Source organism: Burkholderia sp. RF4-BP95, assembly GCF_001521985.1.
GTDB classification, from domain to species: domain Bacteria; phylum Pseudomonadota; class Gammaproteobacteria; order Burkholderiales; family Burkholderiaceae; genus Burkholderia; species Burkholderia diffusa.
This window is the reverse complement of record NZ_LOSX01000029.1, coordinates 243,919-263,665: the sequence shown is the minus strand read 5'-3', so window position 1 is coordinate 263,665 and position 19,747 is coordinate 243,919. Positions and strand designations below refer to the sequence as shown.

General features: G+C 65.5%; 19 protein-coding genes and 1 pseudogene. 2 read left to right on the top strand and 18 right to left on the bottom strand.

The features are described from left to right. From WS46_RS13660 to WS46_RS13645, 4 genes and pseudogenes are all read right to left on the bottom strand, one after another. Nucleotides 1-269, bottom strand: a pseudogene (locus tag WS46_RS13660) (electron transfer flavoprotein subunit beta/FixA family protein); the annotation flags it as partial. A 229-nt stretch (nt 270-498) separates the two neighbouring features. After that, entirely contained in the window at nt 499-1,293 is a 795-nt protein-coding gene (locus tag WS46_RS13655) for a MetQ/NlpA family ABC transporter substrate-binding protein (RefSeq protein ID WP_059529974.1), read from the bottom strand. 28 nt (nt 1,294-1,321) lie between these two features. Beyond that, entirely contained in the window at nt 1,322-1,975 is a 654-nt protein-coding gene (locus WS46_RS13650) for a methionine ABC transporter permease (RefSeq protein WP_059529977.1), read from the bottom strand. Continuing rightward, a complete protein-coding gene (locus WS46_RS13645) occupies nt 1,965-2,999 on the bottom strand; it encodes a methionine ABC transporter ATP-binding protein (RefSeq protein ID WP_059509785.1) in 1,035 nt (344 codons plus the stop codon). Before WS46_RS13645 ends, WS46_RS13650 begins: the two co-directional genes overlap by 11 nt. Nucleotides 3,000-3,215: 216 nt before the next feature. Here WS46_RS13645 and WS46_RS13640 point away from each other — a divergent pair, with 216 nt between their 5' ends. After that, complete coding sequence (locus WS46_RS13640; RefSeq protein WP_059690830.1) at nt 3,216-4,139, top strand: alpha/beta hydrolase; 924 nt, start codon at nt 3,216-3,218, stop codon at nt 4,137-4,139. A gap of 22 nt (nt 4,140-4,161) precedes the next feature. On the opposite strand, the gene WS46_RS13635 is transcribed toward WS46_RS13640, so the two are convergent. Further along, complete coding sequence (locus WS46_RS13635; RefSeq protein WP_059529984.1) at nt 4,162-5,085, bottom strand: histone deacetylase family protein; 924 nt, start codon at nt 5,083-5,085, stop codon at nt 4,162-4,164. Nucleotides 5,086-5,128: 43 nt separating this feature from the next. Between WS46_RS13635 and mltB the strand changes: the two genes are divergently transcribed. Beyond that, the gene (mltB, locus tag WS46_RS13630; RefSeq protein WP_082721884.1) at nt 5,129-6,478 is read left to right on the top strand and encodes a lytic murein transglycosylase B; all 1,350 of its coding nucleotides are present in this window, start codon (nt 5,129-5,131) and stop codon (nt 6,476-6,478) included. A 76-nt stretch (nt 6,479-6,554) separates the two neighbouring features. Here mltB and cysM read toward each other — a convergent pair whose 3' ends face one another. From cysM to pheA, 13 genes are all read right to left on the bottom strand, one after another. Continuing rightward, entirely contained in the window at nt 6,555-7,457 is a 903-nt protein-coding gene (gene cysM / locus WS46_RS13625) for a cysteine synthase CysM (protein WP_059529990.1), read from the bottom strand. Between the two features lie 206 nt (nt 7,458-7,663). Next, nucleotides 7,664-7,996 carry a helix-hairpin-helix domain-containing protein gene (locus tag WS46_RS13620; RefSeq protein ID WP_059690829.1) on the bottom strand — a complete coding sequence of 111 codons (333 nt, stop codon included), beginning with the start codon at nt 7,994-7,996 and terminating at the stop codon, nt 7,664-7,666. 73 nt (nt 7,997-8,069) lie between these two features. Then, nucleotides 8,070-9,062 carry an ADP-glyceromanno-heptose 6-epimerase gene (gene rfaD / locus WS46_RS13615; RefSeq protein ID WP_059507155.1) on the bottom strand — a complete coding sequence of 331 codons (993 nt, stop codon included), beginning with the start codon at nt 9,060-9,062 and terminating at the stop codon, nt 8,070-8,072. A 64-nt stretch (nt 9,063-9,126) separates the two neighbouring features. After that, entirely contained in the window at nt 9,127-10,077 is a 951-nt protein-coding gene (gene rfaE1 / locus WS46_RS13610) for a D-glycero-beta-D-manno-heptose-7-phosphate kinase (protein ID WP_156443132.1), read from the bottom strand. Between the two features lie 7 nt (nt 10,078-10,084). Further along, complete coding sequence (locus WS46_RS13605) at nt 10,085-11,485, bottom strand: UDP-glucose/GDP-mannose dehydrogenase family protein (RefSeq protein WP_059690828.1); 1,401 nt, start codon at nt 11,483-11,485, stop codon at nt 10,085-10,087. Between the two features lie 90 nt (nt 11,486-11,575). Beyond that, nucleotides 11,576-12,748, bottom strand: a complete 1,173-nt coding sequence (lapB, locus tag WS46_RS13600; protein WP_059690827.1) for a lipopolysaccharide assembly protein LapB — start codon at nt 12,746-12,748, stop codon at nt 11,576-11,578. 53 nt (nt 12,749-12,801) lie between these two features. Beyond that, on the bottom strand, nt 12,802-13,095 hold the full coding sequence (locus tag WS46_RS13595) for a lipopolysaccharide assembly protein LapA domain-containing protein (RefSeq protein WP_059530004.1): 294 nt from the start codon (nt 13,093-13,095) through the stop codon (nt 12,802-12,804). Nucleotides 13,096-13,305: 210 nt separating this feature from the next. Further along, complete coding sequence (locus tag WS46_RS13590; protein ID WP_006750752.1) at nt 13,306-13,629, bottom strand: integration host factor subunit beta; 324 nt, start codon at nt 13,627-13,629, stop codon at nt 13,306-13,308. A gap of 22 nt (nt 13,630-13,651) precedes the next feature. Beyond that, nucleotides 13,652-15,364 carry a 30S ribosomal protein S1 gene (gene rpsA, locus WS46_RS13585; protein ID WP_059467119.1) on the bottom strand — a complete coding sequence of 571 codons (1,713 nt, stop codon included), beginning with the start codon at nt 15,362-15,364 and terminating at the stop codon, nt 13,652-13,654. A gap of 141 nt (nt 15,365-15,505) precedes the next feature. Beyond that, nucleotides 15,506-16,192: a (d)CMP kinase gene (gene cmk, locus WS46_RS13580; RefSeq protein WP_059690826.1), complete on the bottom strand. Its 687-nt coding sequence runs from the start codon at nt 16,190-16,192 to the stop codon at nt 15,506-15,508. A 13-nt stretch (nt 16,193-16,205) separates the two neighbouring features. After that, nucleotides 16,206-17,510 (bottom strand): 3-phosphoshikimate 1-carboxyvinyltransferase, encoded by a 1,305-nt coding sequence (gene aroA, locus WS46_RS13575; protein ID WP_059530011.1) that lies wholly within the window; start codon nt 17,508-17,510, stop codon nt 16,206-16,208. Nucleotides 17,511-17,530: 20 nt separating this feature from the next. Continuing rightward, nucleotides 17,531-18,457 (bottom strand): prephenate dehydrogenase/arogenate dehydrogenase family protein, encoded by a 927-nt coding sequence (locus tag WS46_RS13570; RefSeq protein WP_059690825.1) that lies wholly within the window; start codon nt 18,455-18,457, stop codon nt 17,531-17,533. Nucleotides 18,458-18,644: 187 nt separating this feature from the next. Next, nucleotides 18,645-19,727: a prephenate dehydratase gene (gene pheA, locus WS46_RS13565; RefSeq protein WP_059530016.1), complete on the bottom strand. Its 1,083-nt coding sequence runs from the start codon at nt 19,725-19,727 to the stop codon at nt 18,645-18,647. Nucleotides 19,728-19,747 lie beyond the last annotated feature (20 nt).

The following is a 19,747-nucleotide window of genomic DNA, read 5'->3' as shown; positions in this document are numbered from 1 at the left end:
TCGTTCGACTCGACCAGGATCGCGCGATCGGCACCGATCGCCAGCGCCGTGCGCAGCGTTTCCTGCGCTTGCGTCACGCCGACCGACACCGCGATCACTTCGGTCGCCACACCCGCTTCCTTCAGGCGCACCGCTTCTTCCACCGCGATTTCGTCGAACGGGTTCATCGACATCTTCACGTTCGCGATGTCGACGCCGGTGTTGTCCGACTTCACGCGGACCTTCACGTTGTAATCGACCACTCTTTTCACTGGCACCAGGATTTTCATGCACACGCTCCAAAGTTACGAATACGACCAGAGGCCATTCTATAGCGAGGCCTCATGACTGCGCGGCCAAGCGGACCAATCCATCGCGGCTATCGAGGATAGCGCTCATCTTCGGCGCGCCGGCAATAGCGAACGGTCGTTCTATTTTAAAAGAGAAAAAACCCGGACGCAAAGCCCGGGTTTTCGATCATCGACTCTAATCGTCACCGGGCGCGCCCAGCACCACGTATCACCAGGCGGCGATGACTGCGCCGCCGAACTTCTGTTCGATGAACTGCTTCACTTCCGCGGAATGGTAGGCCGCGACCAGCTTCGCGACCCACGGCTTGCTCCGGTCGGCCTCGCGAATCGCGAGGATGTTCGCGTAAGGGCCGTTCGGGCCCTCGATCGCGATCGCGTCCTGTTTCGGCTTCAACCCCGCTTCCATCGCATAGTTGGTGTTGATCGCCGCAGCGTCGACGTCGCCGAGCGAGCGCGGAATCTGTGCCGCATCGAGTTCGACGATCTTCAGCTTGCGCGGATTGTCGACGATGTCGAGCGGCGTCGCCTTCAGCCCGGCGTCCGCACGCAGCTTCAGCAGGCCCTGCTTCTGCAGCAACAGCAGCGCGCGGCCGCCATTGGTCGGATCGTTCGGCACCGCGATGCGCGCGCCCGGCTTCAACTCGGCGAGCGACTTCACCCGCTTCGAATAGATGCCCATCGGGAACGTGACGGTATCCGCGACCTTGATCAGCTTGTAGCCGCGATCCTTCACCTGCGCCTGCAGATAAGGATCGTGCTGGTAGCTGTTCGCGTCGAGATCGCCCGACGCGAGCGCCGCGTTCGGCTGCACGTAATCCGAGAATTCGACGATGCGGATATCGAGGCCGCTCTTGGCCGCGACCTTCTTCACCACGTCCATGATCTGCGCGTGCGGACCGCCCGTCACGCCCACCTTGATGGTTTCGGTCTGCGCGTGCGCGCTCGCGAACAACGCGGCCGCGCCGAGTGCGGCCGCGAACTTCAGCATGAAACGTCGTTGCATCGTCTCCCCCTACCCATGAATGTCGTTATTACTTGTGGCTCAGCCGGCGCACGAGCCAGTCGCCGAACGATTGCACGATCTGCACGAACACGATCAGGATCGCGACGACCGTCCACATGACTTCCGGCAGATAGCGCTGGTAGCCGTAACGGATGCCGAGATCGCCGAGCCCGCCGCCGCCGATCGCACCGGCCATCGCCGAGTAGCCGACGAGCGACACGAACGTGATCGTCAGGCCAGCGACGATGCCGGGCAGCGATTCGGGCAGCAGCACCTTGAACACGATTTGCGACGTCGTCGCGCCCATCGACTGCGCGGCCTCGATCAGCCCGCGGTCGACTTCGCGCAGCGCCGTCTCGACCAGCCGCGCGACGAACGGCGCGGCCGCGAGCGTCAGCGGCACGACCGCCGCAGCCGTGCCGATCGACGACCCCGTGACGAGCCGCGTGAATGGAATGACCGCGACCAACAGGATGATGAACGGTGTCGAGCGCACCGCGTTCACGATGCCGCCGAGCACGCGATTCACGCCGAGGTTCTGCAACACGCCCTGGCGGTCGGTCAGGTAGAGCAGCACGCCGAGCGGCATCCCGACGAGCGCGCCGACCGCTCCCGAGATGCCGACCATGATCAGCGTCTCCCAGAACGACTGCACGAACATATCGAACATCTCACTCAACATACGAAAGCTCCTCTACCACCACACCTTGCTCGCGCAGGAACGCGAGTGCCTGCCCGACCTTGCCCGGTTCGCCGCCCGCGAGCACCGCGAGCGACCCGAACGCCTGCCCCTGGATCTCGTCGATCTGGCCGTGCAGGATATTGAAATCGAGTTCGTACCGGCGAATCGTCTCCGACAGGATGGGCTGGTCGACACCCGAGCCGGTGAATGCGAGCCGCAGAAGATGCCCGCTGCCCGTCTTCAGCCGCTCGGCCACGCGTGCCTTCAGCGCGGGCGGCAGCTCCTGCGCGATCACGTCGCCGATCAGCGCGCGCGTCACTTCGTGATGCGGCTGCAGGAACACGTCGATCACGCGGCCTTCCTCGACCACGCGACCCGCGTCGAGCACCGCCACGCGATCGCACACCTGCTTGATCACTTCCATCTGGTGCGTGATCAGCACGATCGTCAGGCCGAGTTCGCGATTGATGCGCTTCAGCAGGTCGAGGATCGCGCGCGTGGTCTCGGGATCGAGCGCCGACGTCGCTTCGTCCGACAGCAGCACCTTCGGCTTGCTCGCGAGCGCGCGGGCGATGCCGACGCGCTGCTTCTGGCCGCCGCTGATCTGCGCCGGGTAGCGGTCCTTCTGCGCGGACAGCCCGACGAGGTCGAGCAGCGGCAGCACGGCGGCCTCGATGTCGGCGCGGCTCGCGCCCGCCAGCTCGAGCGGCAACGCGACGTTGTCGAACACCGTGCGCGACGACAGCAGGTTGAAGTGCTGGAAGATCATGCCGATTTCGCGGCGCGCTTCGCGCAGTGCGCCGGCCGGCAGCAGCGTGAGATCGCGCCCGCCGACGACGACGTTGCCTTCGGTCGGCCGCGTGAGCAGGTTGATGGTGCGCACGAGCGTGCTCTTGCCGGCGCCGCTTCGGCCAATGATGCCGAACACCTCGCCCTGCGGGATCGTCAGATTGACGTTGTGCAATGCGTCGACCCAGCCGGTCGGCCCGGGGAAACGCTGCGACAGATTGCGTAATTCGATCATGTAAACAAAACGGCGGCCGACAGGCGAAGCCCGCCAGTCGGCCGCCGATGCATCTGGAATAGCCGGCGATTTTACCGCAAACGCCTCATTCCACTTAATAATCGATTTCGATCTTTTCATAACCAGACGAAATTAGAGGGGCACTGCTGGCCCGCCGTGCGAGTGCCGCGACTATGATCCGGAACACCGATGCCAACTAAACAGGAGACCCGCCAGATGACCGCCACCACGACGCAGACCGCCGCGCCCGCCGCCACCGCGGCACTGGACACGGCAGCGCCGCCCACTCCGCGGATGGGCCGGCTGCGTACCGCGGACGGGCTCGAACTGGCGTCGTATCGCTGGCCGGCCGGCGACGGCACGGAGCCGCCGCGCGCGACGATCGCGCTCGTGCATGGCCTTGCCGAGCATGCGGGCCGCTACGCGGCACTCGCGGCCAGATTGAACGTGGCCGGCATCGACGTGCTGGCGATCGATCTGCGCGGGCATGGCCACTCGCCCGGTAAACGCGCGTGGGTCGAGCGTTTCGACGATTACCTGAACGATGCGGATGCCCTCGTCGCCGAAGCCGCCCGCGACGATACGCCGCTCTTCCTGATGGGACACAGCATGGGTGGCGCCGTCGCGGCGCTGTATGCGATCGAACGCGCGCCGGTTCGCGGCCACGCGCTGGCGGGTCTCGTGCTGTCGAGCCCGGCGCTCGCGCCGGGACGCGACGTGCCGCGCTGGATGCTCGCGATGAGCCGTTTCATCAGCCGCGTGTGGCCGAGCTTCCCCGCGATCAGGATCGACGCGGCGCTGCTGTCGCGCGATCCGGCCGTCGTCGCGGCCAATCGTGCCGATCCGCTCGTGCACCACGGCGCGGTGCCGGCACGCACCGGCGCCGAAATCCTCGATGCGATGGCGCGCATCGAGCGTGGTCGCGGCGCGCTACGCGTGCCGGTGCTTGTCTATCACGGCACCGAGGACAAGCTGACCGAACCGGACGGAAGCCGTGCGTTCGGCGCACGCGTCGGCTCGCCAGACCGCACGCTGACGCTATACGAAGGCGGGTTCCACGAAACGATGAACGATCTCGAGCGCGACCGCGTGATCGATGCGCTGATCGCGTGGATTCACGCGCACGTGCCGGCACGCTGAGCGCGCGCCGGCTCGCTCCCGGTCAGATGCCGGCCAGCACGCGCAGGTGCGCGACCACGCTGCGGCCGAGCGCGGACAAGTTGTAGCCACCCTCGAGGCAGCTCACGATGCGGCCCTGCGCGTGCCGGCGCGCGACGTCGACGATCTGCGTGGTCAGCCATTCGAAATCGGCCTCGACGAGACCGAGGTTGCCGATGTCGTCCTCTCGATGCGCGTCGAAACCGGCCGACACGAACAGCATCTGCGGCTTGAACGCGTCGAGACGCGGCAGCCAGGACATGTCGACCGCTTCGCGGATCGCCATCCCGTTGCTGCGCGCAGGCATCGGCAGGTTGACCATGTTCGGCGCCTGATGATCGACGCCCGAGAACGGGTACAGCGGATGCTGGAAGAAGCTGCACATCAGCACGCGCTCGTCGTTCGCGAACGCGGCTTCGGTGCCGTTGCCGTGGTGCACGTCGAAATCGACGATTGCGACTCGCTCGAGGCCATGGACGTCGAGCGCATGCCGCGCGGCGATCGCGACGTTGTTGAAAAAGCAGAAACCCATCGCGCGCGCGGGTTCCGCGTGATGGCCGGGCGGCCGCACGCTGCAGAACGCATTCGCGTAGCGGCCTTCGAGCACGGCGTCGGTCGCCGCGATCGCCGCGCCGGCCGCACGCAGAGCGGCGCGCCACGTGTCGCGGTTCATCAGCGTGTCGGGATCGATCTCGACGTAGCCGTCGACGGGCGTCATGCTGCGGATGTAGTCGATGTGAGCCTGCGTATGCACGCGGCCCAGCGCCACCTCGCTCGCGAACGGCGCGGTTTCGTGCACGATCAGGTCGTCGATGCGGCTCGCGATCAGCTGATCCTGGATCGCCGACAGGCGGGCCGGGCATTCCGGATGCCATTCCCCCATCTCGTGCAGCATGCAGTCGGGGTGCGTATAGAAGGCGGTTGCCATAAGCTGTCATCCGCGACGCAGGGTGCGCCGCAGGTCTCCATCAATGATGTCCATCGTCTGCCGCGAATTCGCCGCTAACTTACCACAACGGTGCGCTGCTTCGCCCCGGCACGCAGGATGCGTCGGGTATACTGCGCCGAACCCCATCGCCCTGTCCGCCCGCTTCGACATGAATTCCAGCAAGCCTGCCGCCCTTCTCTCCGCACTGTTCAGCGTTCGCGTCCCGCTCGTTGCCGCTGCCGTCGCCGTTACCGTCGCCGCCGCGCCCGCCGTCGCGCAGACGCAGCCCGCGAAGTCCCCCGGCACGCGCGTCGCGCAGGCGCAACCGCAGCAGCCGGCGCCGCAAGGCCAGACCTTCGAAGAGGAAATCGTTCCGCAGCGTTACGCGAACAACGCGAAGGTCGATGCGTTCATCGACGAGATGGTGAGCCGCAACGGCTTCGATTCCGCGAGCCTGCATGCGCTGTTCTCTCGCATCAGCTACTCGGCCACCGCCGTGAAGCTCGTGAAGCCGGCGCCGACGCCTTCGGTGAAGAACTGGCGCGTCTATCGTTCGCGCTTCATCGAACCGATCCGCATCAACGCGGGCGTGAAATTCTGGAAGGCGAACAAGGCGACGCTGCAGCGCGCGTCGGAAGAATTCGGCGTGCCGCCCGAAGTGATCGTCGGCATCATCGGCGTCGAAACGATTTACGGCCGCTACATGGGCAACTTCCGCGTGCTCGATGCGCTGACGACGCTCACGTTCGACTACCCGGACACGCCGAATCGCGACAGCCGCCAGGCAACGTTCCGAAAGAATCTCGAGGACTTCCTCGTCTGGACCCGCGACAACCAGCTCGACCCGACGACCGTGCTCGGCTCGTACACGGGCGCGATCGGCATCCCGCAGTTCCTGCCGAGCAGCATCCGCGAGTATGCGGTCGACTACGACGGCGGCGGCCACGTCGATCTGCGCAGCAGTCCTGCCGATGCGATCGGCAGCGTCGCGAACTACCTGAAGCAGCACGGCTGGGAAACCGATCGCCCGGTAGTCTGGCGAATCACGCCCGACACGGGCAGCCTCGGCATCGCCCAGGCCGCCGCGGACGGTCAGCCCGAACCGCACTGGGCCCTGTCGCAACTGCTGCGCGCCGGCATGACGCTCAACGAGCCGACGGTCAACATCACCACCGAAGCCGGCACGCCGGTCACCGTGGTCGATCTGCCGTCGCCGGGGAGCGCGACCGAATACATGCTCGGCCTCAAGAACTTCTACGTGCTGACGCGCTACAACCGCAGCTTCTTCTACGCACTCGCCGTGTACCAGCTCGGCGAAGCCGTGAAGGCGCAGATGGAAGCGAATGGCGCACTGCCGCTGCCTGCGGCGGACACGGAAGCGCCGGCGCAGTAAGCACGGCCCGCGCAAAGAAAAAGCGCCGCTTGTGCGGCGCTTTTTTATCGCGTGATGCTGCTGATGCCGTTCGGGCTCAGGCAGGAAATACGCCGGTCGACAGATAGCGGTCGCCGCGATCGCAGACGATGAACACGATCGTCGCGTTCTCGACCTGACGCGCGATACGCATCGCGACTTCGCATGCGCCACCCGACGAGATGCCGGCAAAGATGCCTTCGACAGCCGCGAGCCGGCGCGCCATCGTTTCGGACGCGGCCTGGCTCACGCTCTCGACGCGATCGACGCGGCTGCGATCGAAGATCGTCGGCATATAGGCTTCCGGCCACTTGCGAATGCCCGGAATGCGCGACCCTTCTTCCGGCTGCGCGCCGACGATCTCGATCGCCGGATTCTGTTCCTTCAGAAAGCGCGACGTGCCCATGATCGTGCCCGTCGTGCCCATCGCCGACACGAAGTGCGTGACGCGCCCCTCGGTGTCGCGCCAGATCTCCGGGCCCGTTCCTTCGTAGTGCGCGATCGGATTGTCGGGGTTCCCGAACTGATCGAGGATCACGCCCTTGCCTTCACGCTGCATTTGCTCCGCGAGGTCGCGCGCCAGTTCCATCCCGCCCTTTACCGGCGTCAGGATGATTTCGGCGCCGTATGCGGCCATGCTCTGGCGGCGCTCGATCGACAGATCCTCCGGCATGATCAGCACCATCTTGTAGCCGCGGATCGCCGCTGCCATCGCGAGCGCGATGCCCGTGTTGCCGCTCGTCGCCTCGATCAGCGTATCACCCGATTTGATGCGACCGCGCGCCTCGGCCTTGCTGATCATCGACAGCGCCGGACGATCCTTCACGGAACCGGCCGGATTGTTGCCTTCCAGCTTCGCGAGCACCACGTTGTTGCGTGCGCGAATCTCGTCGTCCGGCAGGCGGACCAGTTGCACGAGCGGCGTGTTGCCGATCGTGTCTTCGATAGTTTTGTAAGCCATGGAGATACCGTGAGTGCGAGGCCGATCAATCGATTGATTGTAAACCAGCACCGGGGCTCGCGCCGGCAACCCCATTGCGACGATGGAATAGATGCGCCACACGATTCACGCGTGTGCGTGTGCAGCATGCACGCAAAAAACCCGCGGCAAGCCGCGGGAAGCCGTCGCAATGACGGCGGCTGAAGGAGCCCTTTGTCTCGCGTGCGTTATTTCTGCGCGGTGCGGGCAGGTGCCGCAGCGGGCTTCGCCGCCGCGGCCGGTGCCGCCGCACCCGAGCCTGCCGCACCGATCGTCAACCCTTCCCGCTGAAGGCGCTCGACCGTTTGGCCGCCCATGCCTTTCACGCGCGACGCGAGATCGTCTGCATTCCTGAACGGCCCGTGTGCGCCGCGCTCGTCGAGAATCGCCTTCGCCCGCGCGGGACCGATGCCCTTGATGCCGACGAGTGCATCCTCGTTCGCGGTGTTGACGTCGACGGCCGCCCAGGCCGACGCGATCGCGCCGAACATCACGGCGGCGGCAAACCATTTCCTGATCATGTGCTGGATCTCCGATGAAATCGGTCGGCGGCTGCCGACCGTGAGACCCAGTCTAGCGATGCGACGCGCAGGCTTAAACCTGGCCGGATAGCCAACGCACGTAGCGGTCGACACCTTCCTGCACCGTCAGGAACGGCGCATCGTAGCCGGCAGCACGCAGTTTCGTCTGGTCGGCCTGCGTGAAGCACTGGTACTTGCCGCGCAGCGCATCCGGGAACGGCACGTATTCGATCAGCCCTTGCTCGACCTGCTGCGCGAGCGTCAGCGGCGGCAGGTTGTCGAGTGCGCGCAGCGTGTTCACGACCGTCGATGCGATGTCGTTGAACGGTTGTGCCCGGCCGGTGCCGAGGTTGAAGATGCCCGATTTCTCCGGATGGTCGAAGAAGAACAGGTTCACCTTCGCGACGTCCTCGACCGACACGAAGTCGCGCGTCTGCTCGCCCGGCGCATAACCGTTGTACTCGCCGAACAACTTGACCTTGCCTTCCGCGCGGAACTGGTTGAAGTTGTGGAACGCGACCGACGCCATGCGGCCCTTGTGCGTCTCGCGCGGACCGTACACGTTGAAGTAGCGGAACCCGGCGATCTGGCTCTTCGCGCTCGGCAGCACGCGGCGGATCACCTGGTCGAACAGGAACTTCGAATAGCCGTAGACGTTCAGCGGCGCCTCGACCTCGCGCTCCTCGACGAATCGCGTCGAGCCGCCGTAGATCGCGGCCGACGACGCGTACAGGAACTGCGCGCCCTGCGCGAGGCACGCATCGAGCACCGCACGGCTATAGCGGAAGTTGTTGTCCATCATGTAGCGGCCGTCGGTTTCCATCGTGTCCGAACAGGCGCCTTCATGGAACACCGCGCGTACCTTGCCGAAATCGCCGCGCGCGAAGCGCTCGACGAATTCCGTCTTGTCGAGATAGTCGTCGATCTCGCAATCGACGAGGTTCCGGAACTTGTCCGCGCGCGTCAGATTGTCGACCGCGATGATGCGCGACTCGCCGCGCTCGTTGAGCGCCTTGACGATGTTCGCGCCGATAAAACCGGCTGCGCCGGTGACGATGATGGTCATGGTCGTTCTGCCTGAAAAATTGCAAGAAATACGTGCGGCGCGCTCGGCGCGCCGCCGAATGCGCTCAGTGAAACAGTTCGTCGTAGTCTACCGTGGCCGTACCCAGCTTGCCGACCACGATGCCGGCTGCGCGATTCGCGAGCACGACGGCATCGACGAGCGGCACGCCGGCGCCGAGCATCGTCGCGACCGTCGCGATCACGGTATCGCCCGCGCCGGACACGTCATACACCTCGCGCGCGAGCGCCGGTGCATGCAGTTCGCCCGCTGCGGAAAAAAGCGTCATCCCCTCTTCCGAACGCGTGAGCAGCAACGCATCGAGCTCAAGCTCCGCACGCAGCTTCGCGACACGCGCGCGCAGGTCGTCTTCCGATTGCCACTGACCGATGACCTCGCGCAACTCGGCACGATTCGGCGTGATGAGCGATGCGCCGCGATAGCGCGCCCAATCGCCGCCCTTCGGATCGACGAGCACCGGCTTGCCGGCCGCGCGCGCCTTCTCGATCATCGTCGTCACGTGCGTCAGACCGCCTTTCGCGTAATCCGACATCAGCACGACGTCGTGCTGCGGCAGCAGCGCATCGAATCGCGCGAGCCCGGCGAGCAGCACCTCGTGCGTCGGCATCGCCTCGAAGTCGACGCGCAGCAACTGCTGCTGGCGCGCGAGCACGCGCAGCTTGATCGTCGTCGGCAGTGACGCATCGCGTTCGAGATGGGGAGTCACGCCACTACCGTCGAGCAATTCGACGATGCGCTCGCCCGGCTCGTCGCAGCCGACCACGCACAGGAGCCCGGCCTGACCGCCGAGCGTCACCGCGTTGCGCGCGACGTTGGCCGCACCGCCAAGCCGCTCTTCCTGGCGCTGCACATGCACGACAGGAACCGGCGCTTCCGGAGAAATGCGCTCGACGTTGCCGAACCAGTAGCGGTCGAGCATCACGTCGCCGACCACAAGCACCCGCGAACGCGCAAGCTGCGCGCGCGGTACCGGCACCACTTCGCGAAGGGTAGTCATCGTGCGTTCATCCACGGGGAGAGGACTGGGGGTCGACATGCGGACGCCCGATCGCATGGTAGTCGATGCCGAGTTCGGCCATCGCGTCCGGCTCGTACAGATTGCGTCCGTCGAAGATCACCGGCGCCTTCAGTTCGGCCTTCAGGCGCGTGAAATCCGGGCTCCTGAATTCCTTCCATTCGGTGACGATCACGAGCGCATCCGCGGCAGTCACGGCCGCGTCCTGGGTATCGACGAATTGAAGGCGCGCAAACACGTCGGAAGCCTCGCCGAGATCGAGCGCGAACACGCGGCGCGCCTCGTCGATCGCGACCGGATCGTACGCGCGCACGATCGCGCCACGCCCGAGCAGCGCGGCGATCAGCCGACGGCTCGGCGCCTCGCGCATGTCGTCCGTATTCGGCTTGAACGCGAGGCCCCAGACCGCGAATTCGCGGCCGGTCAGGTCTGCGCCGAAGCGCTGCTCGATCTTGCCGATCAGCACGTCCTTCTGTGCGGAGTTGGCCGCTTCGACGGCCTCCAGGATGCGCAGCGGCTGACCGTTTTCGCTTGCGGTGCGAATCAACGCCTGCACGTCCTTCGGGAAGCACGAGCCGCCGTAACCGACGCCCGCGTACAGGAAGTGATAGCCGATGCGCGGATCGGAACCGATCCCGCGGCGCACGGCTTCGATGTCGGCACCGACCTTGTCGGCGAGATTCGACATTTCGTTCATGAACGAAATGCGCGTCGCGAGCATCGCATTCGCCGCATACTTCGCGAACTCCGCCGAACGCACGTCCATGTAAATCGTGCGCTCGTGATTGCGGTTGAACGGCGCATACAGCTTCTTCATCTTCTCGCGCGCCACCGTGCCCGTCTCGTCGTCGTCGACACCGATGATGATTCGGTCCGGGCGCATGAAGTCCTCGACCGCCGCGCCTTCCTTCAGGAATTCCGGATTCGACACGACCGAGAAACGGTGCGCGACGCTGCCCGCGAGGCCGCGCGCACCGAGTGCCTCGTCGACCACCGCGCGCACGCGCTGCGCGGTGCCGACCGGCACCGTCGACTTGTCGACGATCACCTTGAAACCGGTCATGTAACGGCCGATGTTGCGCGCGGCCTCGAGCACATATTGCAGGTCGGCCGAACCGTCCTCGTCGGGCGGCGTGCCGACCGCGATGAACTGGATCTCGCCGTGCGCAACGCTCGCCTCGATGTCGGTCGAGAAGCGCAGACGCCCTGCCGCGCGGTTGCGCGCGATGATGTCCAGCAAGCCCGGTTCGTGAATCGGCATCCCGCCGTTGTTCAGGATCTCGATCTTGCGCGGATCGACATCCAGACAGAAGACGTCGTGGCCGATCTCGGCGAGGCAGGAGCCCGTGACGAGACCGACATAGCCAGTGCCGATGATGGTGATTTTCATAGATGTTCCGGTACGTCCCGGTAAATGACTAACTTGGCCGCCGGGCCGGGCCCGGCGACAACCGCAGCGCTTGCGCGGCGAACGCCGGGATCAGCCCGGCATCGCAGGTTCGACGCGGCGCGGCGCATAGGTTTCCCAGCCGCTGCATCCGGGGCACTGCCAGTAGAAGAGCCGTGCCCGGAAACCGCAATTCTGGCACGTATAGCGTGGCAGATTCTTGGTGCGCTGCTTGATCAGCGCACGCATCATTTCAAGTTCCTTACGGCGCGGCTCGTCGGCGGCCGCGATCTGCGCATCGAGCAGGTGCAGCATGCCCGACAGATTCGGCGACTTCTCCATCTGCGTACGCGCGAGCGTATGCGCCGCTTCCTGGCCGCGCAACCCTGCGATGTGCTGATAGGCAATATCGAGCAGGTCGTTCGACGGATAACGATCGACGTAGCCCATCAGCAACTCGGCGCCCTCGACCGGCTTGCCGAGCGCGACGTAAGCCTTCATCAGCTTGTCGGCGACGAGCGGCAGATACGCCGGATTCTGCGCTTCGACACGCTTCCAGTGCTCGATCGCGGCCGCGTGATCGCCCGCTGCCTGCGCGGCATCGCCGGACAGGATCGTCGCGCGAACGTTCTGCGGGTTCGCAGCAAGCGCGAGCTTCAGTTGCTCGGCCGCATCCGTGGCGTTCTTGCGTTGCAGCGCGTCCTGCGCGAGTTCGCAATGGAACTGCGCGATTTCGGTGCCGAGCGGCTTGTCGCTCATCGACTCGATGCGTCTCGCCGTATCGATCGACTTGTTCCAGTCCTTCTCGATCTCGTAGATCGTCAGCAGCGCCCGCTGCGCGCCCAGCGCGTAATCGCCATCGGCGAGCCGATGGAAGGCCTCCTCCGCACGATCGAGCAGGCCGGCCTTCAGGAAATCCTGGCCGAGCTCGTACAGCGCGTGGTCGCGCTCGTTTACCGGCAGGTCCGTGCGGCTCAGCAGGTTCTGATGCACGCGGATCGCACGGTCCGTTTCGCCGCGGCGGCGAAACAGGTTGCCGAGCGCGAAGTGCAGCTCGACCGTCTCGGGATCGAGTTTCGCGACCTCGATGAACGCGTCGATCGCCTTGTCCGGTTGTTCGTTCAACAGAAAGTTCAGGCCGCGGAAATACGATCGCGGCAGGTTGGCGCTCTCCGACAGGAGATTCTTCAGGTCATAGCGTGACGCCGCCCAGCCGAGCGCGAACGCCACCGGAATCGCGAGCAACCACCAGAAATCCAGATCCATGCGAAATATCGAAGCAGAGACGAAAACCGCGCGAAGGTCGCGCGGCGTCCGTGTTAAATGACGGGCGGCATCGGCGGCTGGTCGACGACGGCCGGGGTTTCGCGCGCCGTACGCAGATCGCGCTTCAGGCGCCCGTTCTCGAGGCGCATGCGGAAGATCGCCGGCAGTGCGGACAGCAGGCCGGCCAGCAGCCCCACGACGAAGAACGCGAGGCCGATCAGGATCAGCGGCGCTTGCCATGCGTAGCCGGCAACGAAATTCAGCGTCGCGGTTTGCGTATTGGCCAGCGCGAGCACCAGCAGCAGCACGAACACCAATACCCGGATCAGCCAGACGATAAACTTCATGTAGCCCTCTCTTTGTTGAGGTTTGCCGTGGCGCGCGACTCCCCTTCGCGGCGCCGAATCGACCCGTATTGTAAAGGAAGCGTTTCCGCGTCACCGCACATCCTGCGGGTGCACGTTGTCACGCGGCCGCCGGAAATGAAAAAAGCGCCCACAAGGGGCGCTTTTTTCTTCAGCCTTCGCCGGACGGATTCCGGGCAAGCCGAACGACGCTCAACGCTCGTCGTCCGGATCATCAGCTTTCAGCGGCTCGCCGGCGCGGCCGTCGACGCGTTCACGCAATTCCTTGCCGGGCTTGAAGTGAGGCACGAACTTCTCGGGCACCTGCACCTTCTCCCCCGACTTCGGGTTGCGTCCGACGCGTGCCGGGCGACGGTTGAGGCCGAAGCTGCCGAAACCCCGAATTTCGATGCGATGCCCTTTCGACAAGGCGTCGGACATCGCATCGAGCATCGTTTTCACCGCGAAATCCGCATCCTTGAGGACAAGTTGCGGAAATCGCAGTGCCAGCTGCGCGACCAACTCGGATTTGGTCATACTTCAGCAGACCTCGTGAGGCTTACTGGTTCTGGCCGTCGAGCTTCGCCTTCAGCAGCGCGCCGAGGTTGGTCGTACCGGTCGCAGCAGCGCTGGTGTCCGACTGCAGGCCGCGGATCGCTTCCTGTTGTTCAGCCGAATCCTTCGCCTTGATCGACAGGTTGATGCCACGCGACTTGCGATCGATGTTGATCACCATCGCGTTGACCTTGTCGCCTTCCTTCAGCACGTTGCGTGCGTCTTCGACGCGATCCTGCGAGATTTCCGATGCACGCAGGTAGCCTTCGACGTCGCCCGTCAGCGTGACGACAGCGCCCTTCGCATCGACCGACTTCACCACGCCGTCGACGATCGAACCCTTGTCGTTCATCGCAACGTAGTTGCTGAACGGGTCGCCTTCGAGCTGCTTGATGCCGAGCGAAATACGCTCCTTCTCGACGTCGATGCCGAGCACGATCGCTTCGACTTCGTCGCCCTTCTTGTACTTGCGAACGGCTTCTTCGCCGGCTTCGCTCCACGACAGGTCCGACAGGTGGACCAGGCCGTCGATGCCGCCCGGCAGACCGATGAACACGCCGAAGTCGGTGATCGACTTGATTGCGCCCGTGATCTTGTCGCCCTTCTTGAAGTTGCGGCTGAAGTCATCCCACGGATTCGGCTTGCACTGCTTCATGCCGAGGCTGATACGACGACGGTCTTCGTCGATCTCGAGGACCATGACTTCGACTTCGTCGCCCAGCTGGACAACCTTCGACGGAGCAACGTTCTTGTTGGTCCAGTCCATTTCCGACACGTGGACGAGGCCTTCGATGCCCGATTCCACTTCGACGAATGCGCCGTAGTCGGTGATGTTCGTGACCTTGCCGAACAGGCGCGTGCCCGACGGGTAACGGCGCGAGATGCCTTCCCACGGATCGTCGCCCAGTTGCTTGATGCCCAGCGAGACGCGGTTCTTCTCTTGATCGAACTTGAGGATCTTCGCAGTGACTTCCTGGCCAACCGACAGGACTTCGCTCGGGTGACGCACACGACGCCATGCGATGTCGGTGATGTGCAGCAGGCCGTCGATGCCGCCGAGGTCGACGAATGCGCCGTAGTCGGTGATGTTCTTGACCACGCCGTTGACGATCGCGCCTTCCTTCAGCGTCTCGAGCAGCTTCGCGCGCTCTTCGCCTTGCGTTGCCTCGATCACTGCACGACGCGACAGCACGACGTTGTTACGCTTGCGATCGAGCTTGATCACGCGGAACTCGAGCGTCTTGCCTTCGTACGGGGTCGTGTCCTTGACCGGACGCGTGTCGACCAGCGAACCCGGCAGGAACGCGCGGATGCCGTTGACCATCACGGTCATGCCGCCCTTCACCTTGCCGGTGATCGTGCCGGTGACGAGTTCGTTGTTGTCGAGGGCCTTTTCCAGCGACAGCCACGATGCCAGGCGCTTCGCCTTGTCGCGCGACAGGATCGTGTCGCCGTAGCCGTTTTCGAGTGCGTCGATCGCGACGGACACGAAATCGCCCGACTGCACCTCAACCTCGCCCTGATCGTTCAGGAATTCCTCGATCGGAATGTAAGCCTCGGACTTCAGGCCTGCATTGACGACCACGAAGTTGTGGTCGACGCGCACGACTTCGGCGGAAATCACTTCGCCGGCGCGCATGTCTTGGCGGGTCAGCGACTCTTCGAACAGAGCCGCAAAGGATTCGGTATTCGGGGTGGAGGTTTGCAGGTCGGACATAAAAATCTGATTGTGCATGGATCGCTGTGCCACGCCGGCCGGAATGGCAGGCTGAAAGGGCCAGATCGAAGCCACACGGGGTTAAGGGTTCGAAACACGCTCCGCGCTTCTCGCGCGAGGCACCTACTGCTGCCCGCCTTCTCAGGCCGGCTGACCGAGCGCCCGGTACCACTGCAGCACCTGGTCGACTGCTTCATCGACCGAAAGCGCCGACGTATCGAGCAGCTTGGCATCTGCCGCAGGCTTCAGCGGCGCGGCCGCGCGATTGCTGTCGCGCGCGTCACGTTCACGAAGATCCTGGAGCAAGTTATCTATATTAGCAGAAAAACCTTTTTGCATCAATTGCTTATGCCGTCTGGCCGCGCGCGCCTCGGCACTGGCCGTCAGGAACACCTTCAGCACGGCGTCCGGGAAGATCACGGTGCCCATGTCGCGGCCGTCGGCGACGAGGCCCGGCGTCTTGCGAAACGCGCGCTGGCGCGCGACGAGCGCGGTGCGCACCGGCGCGTGCACGGCAATCGCCGACGCGCGGTTGCCAACCGCTTCGGCGCGGATGTCGTTCGACACGTCGACGCCGTCGAGCTGCGCGCAGCCCTCGCGGAACGTGATGTGAAGATCGTCGATCAGCTTCACGAGCGCATCGATATCCTCCGCCGCGATGCCGTAGCGCACGCTCGCGAGCGCCGCAAGACGGTACAGCGCGCCGCTGTCGAGCAGGTGGAAGCCCAGATGCGCGGCGACGAGCGCCGCGACGGTCCCCTTGCCGGAAGCAGTCGGACCGTCGATCGTGATGACGGGGGTCGGGTGAAAGGGTCGGGTCGATTTCATCGGAACTGTCGGGTCAGGCTTTGGCGAGCGCGGCGAAGCGGTCGAAATAGTCGGGGAACGTCTTGCCGACGCACTTCGGATCGTTGATACGCACGGGCACGCCGCCCAGGCTGACGAGCGAGAAGCACATCGCCATCCGGTGATCGTCGTACGTGTCGATCGCTGCATTCGGCGTGAGCCGTTGCGGCGGCGTGACGACCAGATAGTCGGGGCCTTCCTCGACGATCGCGCCGACCTTGCGCAGTTCGGTCGCCATCGCGGCGATGCGGTCGGTTTCCTTCACGCGCCAGCTCGCGATGTTGCGCAGCGTGCTCGTGCCGCTCGCGAACAGCGCCGCGACCGCGATGGTCATCGCCGCGTCGGGAATCAGGTTGAAATCCATGTCGATCGGCTCGAGCTTGCCGTGGTCGTGGCCGATGCCGCGCACCTCGATCCAGTCGTCGCCCATCGATACGTTCGCACCCATCTGCATCAGCGCATTCGCGAAGCCGACGTCGCCCTGGATGCTCGCGCGCCCCACGCCCTCGACGCGCAGCGGGCCGCCGCCGAGCGCGCCGGCCGCGAGGAAGTACGAGGCCGACGACGCATCGCCCTCGACCATGATGCGCCCCGGCGAACGGTAGCGGACGCCGGCCGGCACGACGAAGCGCTGCCAGCCGTCGCGCTCGACGGTCACGCCGAAGCGAGCCATCAGCCGGATCGTGATGTCGATGTACGGCTTCGAGATCAGTTCGCCATCGACTTCGACGACGATCCTGCCGTCCTTCGCCTTCACGAGCGGCAGCGTCATCAGCAGCGCGGTGAGGAACTGGCTCGACACGTCGCCGCGCACGCGGATCGGTGCGTCGACCGTGATCGCCGCAGGTTTGATCCGCAGCGGCGGAAAGCCTTCGTTTTGCTCGTAGTCGATCTGCGCGCCGATCTGCCGCAGGCCGTCGACGAGATCGCCGATCGGCCGCTCGTGCATGCGCGGCACGCCGTGCACGCGATAGTCGCCGCCGTTGACCGCGAGCGCCGCCGTCAACGGTCGCACCGCGGTGCCCGCGTTGCCGAGGAACAGATCGGCGGTCTTCGCGGTGAACGCGCCGCGCGTGCCGGTGACGACACAGGTGTCACCCTCGCGCGCGAGCTTCACACCGAGCTTGCCGAGCGCGTCGAGCATCACGCGCGTGTCGTCGGAATCCAGCAGGTTGGTGATCGTCGTATCGCCTTCGGCAAGCGCCGCGAGCAGCAGCACGCGGTTCGAGATGCTTTTCGAGCCGGGCAGGCGCACGGTGCCCGATGCGCTGGAATACGGGCCGAGATCGAGATAGTCCATGGGAATCGTCCTGTTTCCTGTTATTTCTTGACCGGTTCGGCAGCGGGCTGCGCGCCACGTTCCTGCCATGCCTTGCGTGCAGCGCGCGAGCGCGTGAACACGGCTTCGAGCGCCGCGCCATCGCCGACGTCGATCGCCGCACGCAGCCGGGCGAGCACGCGCGTGTAGCCGTCGAGCTCATCGAGCAGCGCCGCGCGATTCGCGACACACACGTCGCGCCACATTTCCGGGCTCGACGCCGCGATCCGCGTGAAGTCGCGGAAGCCACCCGCCGCGTACGAGAATTTCAGTTCGGCATCCGCCTCGCCGAGTATCTGCTCGACGAGCGCGAACGACAGCACATGAGGCAGATGACTGATCGACGCAAACACGCGATCGTGCTGCGCCGCGCTCATCGTGCGCACGTCGGCGCCGGTCGCCCGCCACATCGCATCGATCCGTGCGACCGCTTCGGGCGCATTCTCCGGCAGCGGACACAGCACGACGTTGCGACCGACGTACAGATCCGGCAGCGCGGCCTCGACGCCGCTCGATTCGCGCCCGGCGATCGGATGGCCCGGCACGAATTGCGCGATCCGCGCACCGAGCACATCGCGTGCCGCCGTGACGACGTCGGACTTCGTGCTGCCAGCGTCGGTGACGATCGTCGCAGCGTCGAGCCACGGCGCGATGCGCGCGAGCAGCGGGCCCGTTTGCGCGACCGGCGCGGCCAGCAACACGAGATCGGCGCCGGCGAGCGCGTCGCGCAGCTGCGCATCGTCGTCGAGCGCCGCTGCGCGATCGATCACGCCGAGCGCGAGGGCGCGCTCGACCGACGCACGCGAACGACCGACGCCGACAACTTCGCCCGCACCGCCCGGTGCGCGCTCGCGCAGGGCGCGCGCCAGCGATCCGCCGATCAGGCCGACGCCAAAGATGACAAGTTTGTTGAATGCAAAGCCTGACACGACAAGAGCCAAGTGACGCGCGCGGAACGACGCCCCACGCACGGAAGTCCAGATTCCGGGCAACGGGCCCGCACCCGGCGCGACCTGCACCGGATACCGCCCGAACCCGCCTTGGGCAGCGCCGCCCGGCCTGCCCTGCCCGCTTCGCCGCGCCGCCTGCTCGGTGCTGGCGACGGGCCGCTACGCGTCAGCGCGCGCGCGGATACGAACCGAGTATCTTCAGGAACGCGGCCTTCTGGCCGAGCTCCGCAAGCGCGGCGGCCACGGCTGGTTCGTCCCGGTGCCCTTCGATGTCGATGTAGAAGTAATACTCCCACGTGCCGACCCGCGCCGGACGCGACTCGAAGCGCGTCATCGACACACCGTGCCGCGCGAGCGGCTCGAGCAGCTTGAACACCGCGCCCGGCTCGTTCTTCACCGACACGATCAGCGACGTCTGGTCGTGACCGCTCTGCCCGGCCGGCTGCTTGCCGACGATCACGAAGCGCGTGCGATTGTGCGGATCGTCCTGAATCAGCGAGAACGCGATCTGCAGGCCGTAGTGTGCGGCCGCGCGGTCGCCAGCGATCGCCGCGACGCTCGGGTCCGCCGCCGCGAGACGCGCGGCCTCCGCATTGCTCGACACCGCTTGCCGCTCGAGCTGCGGCGCGTTCGCGGAAAGCCACTGCTGGCATTGCGCGAGCGCCTGCGCATGCGCGCAGACGCGCGTCACGCCGTCGAGCGTGCCGCTCTGCGTGAGCAGGTTGTGATGGATCGGCAGCGCGAGTTCGCCGCTGATCAGCAACTGCGTCTGCAGCAGCAGGTCGAGCGTGCGCGACACCGCGCCTTCGGTCGAGTTCTCGACCGGCGCGATGCCGAATGCGGACGCGCCCGCCTCGACCGAGCGGAATACCTCGTCGATCGACGGACACGGCAGCCCTTCGATGGACTGGCCGAAATACTCGAACATCGCCTGTTCGCTATATGTGCCGACCGGCCCGAGGAACGCGACGTGGATCGTCTGTTCGAGCGCGCGGCTCGCGGCCATGATCTCGCGCCAGATGGCGCTGATGTGTTCGCTCGCGAGCGGCCCCGCGCTCATGTCCTGCAGGCGCGCGATCACCTGCAGCTCACGCTCCGGCCGGAACACCGGCGCGTTGAAATGCTTCTTGACCTCGCCCACCTCGAGCGCCACCGCGGCGCGCTGGTTGAGGAGCGCGATCAGCTGCGCGTCGATCGCGTCGATGCGGTCGCGCAGCGGTTTCAGGCGGGAATTCAGTTCGTCGTCCATGCGTAGTTGCCGTGCTGTTT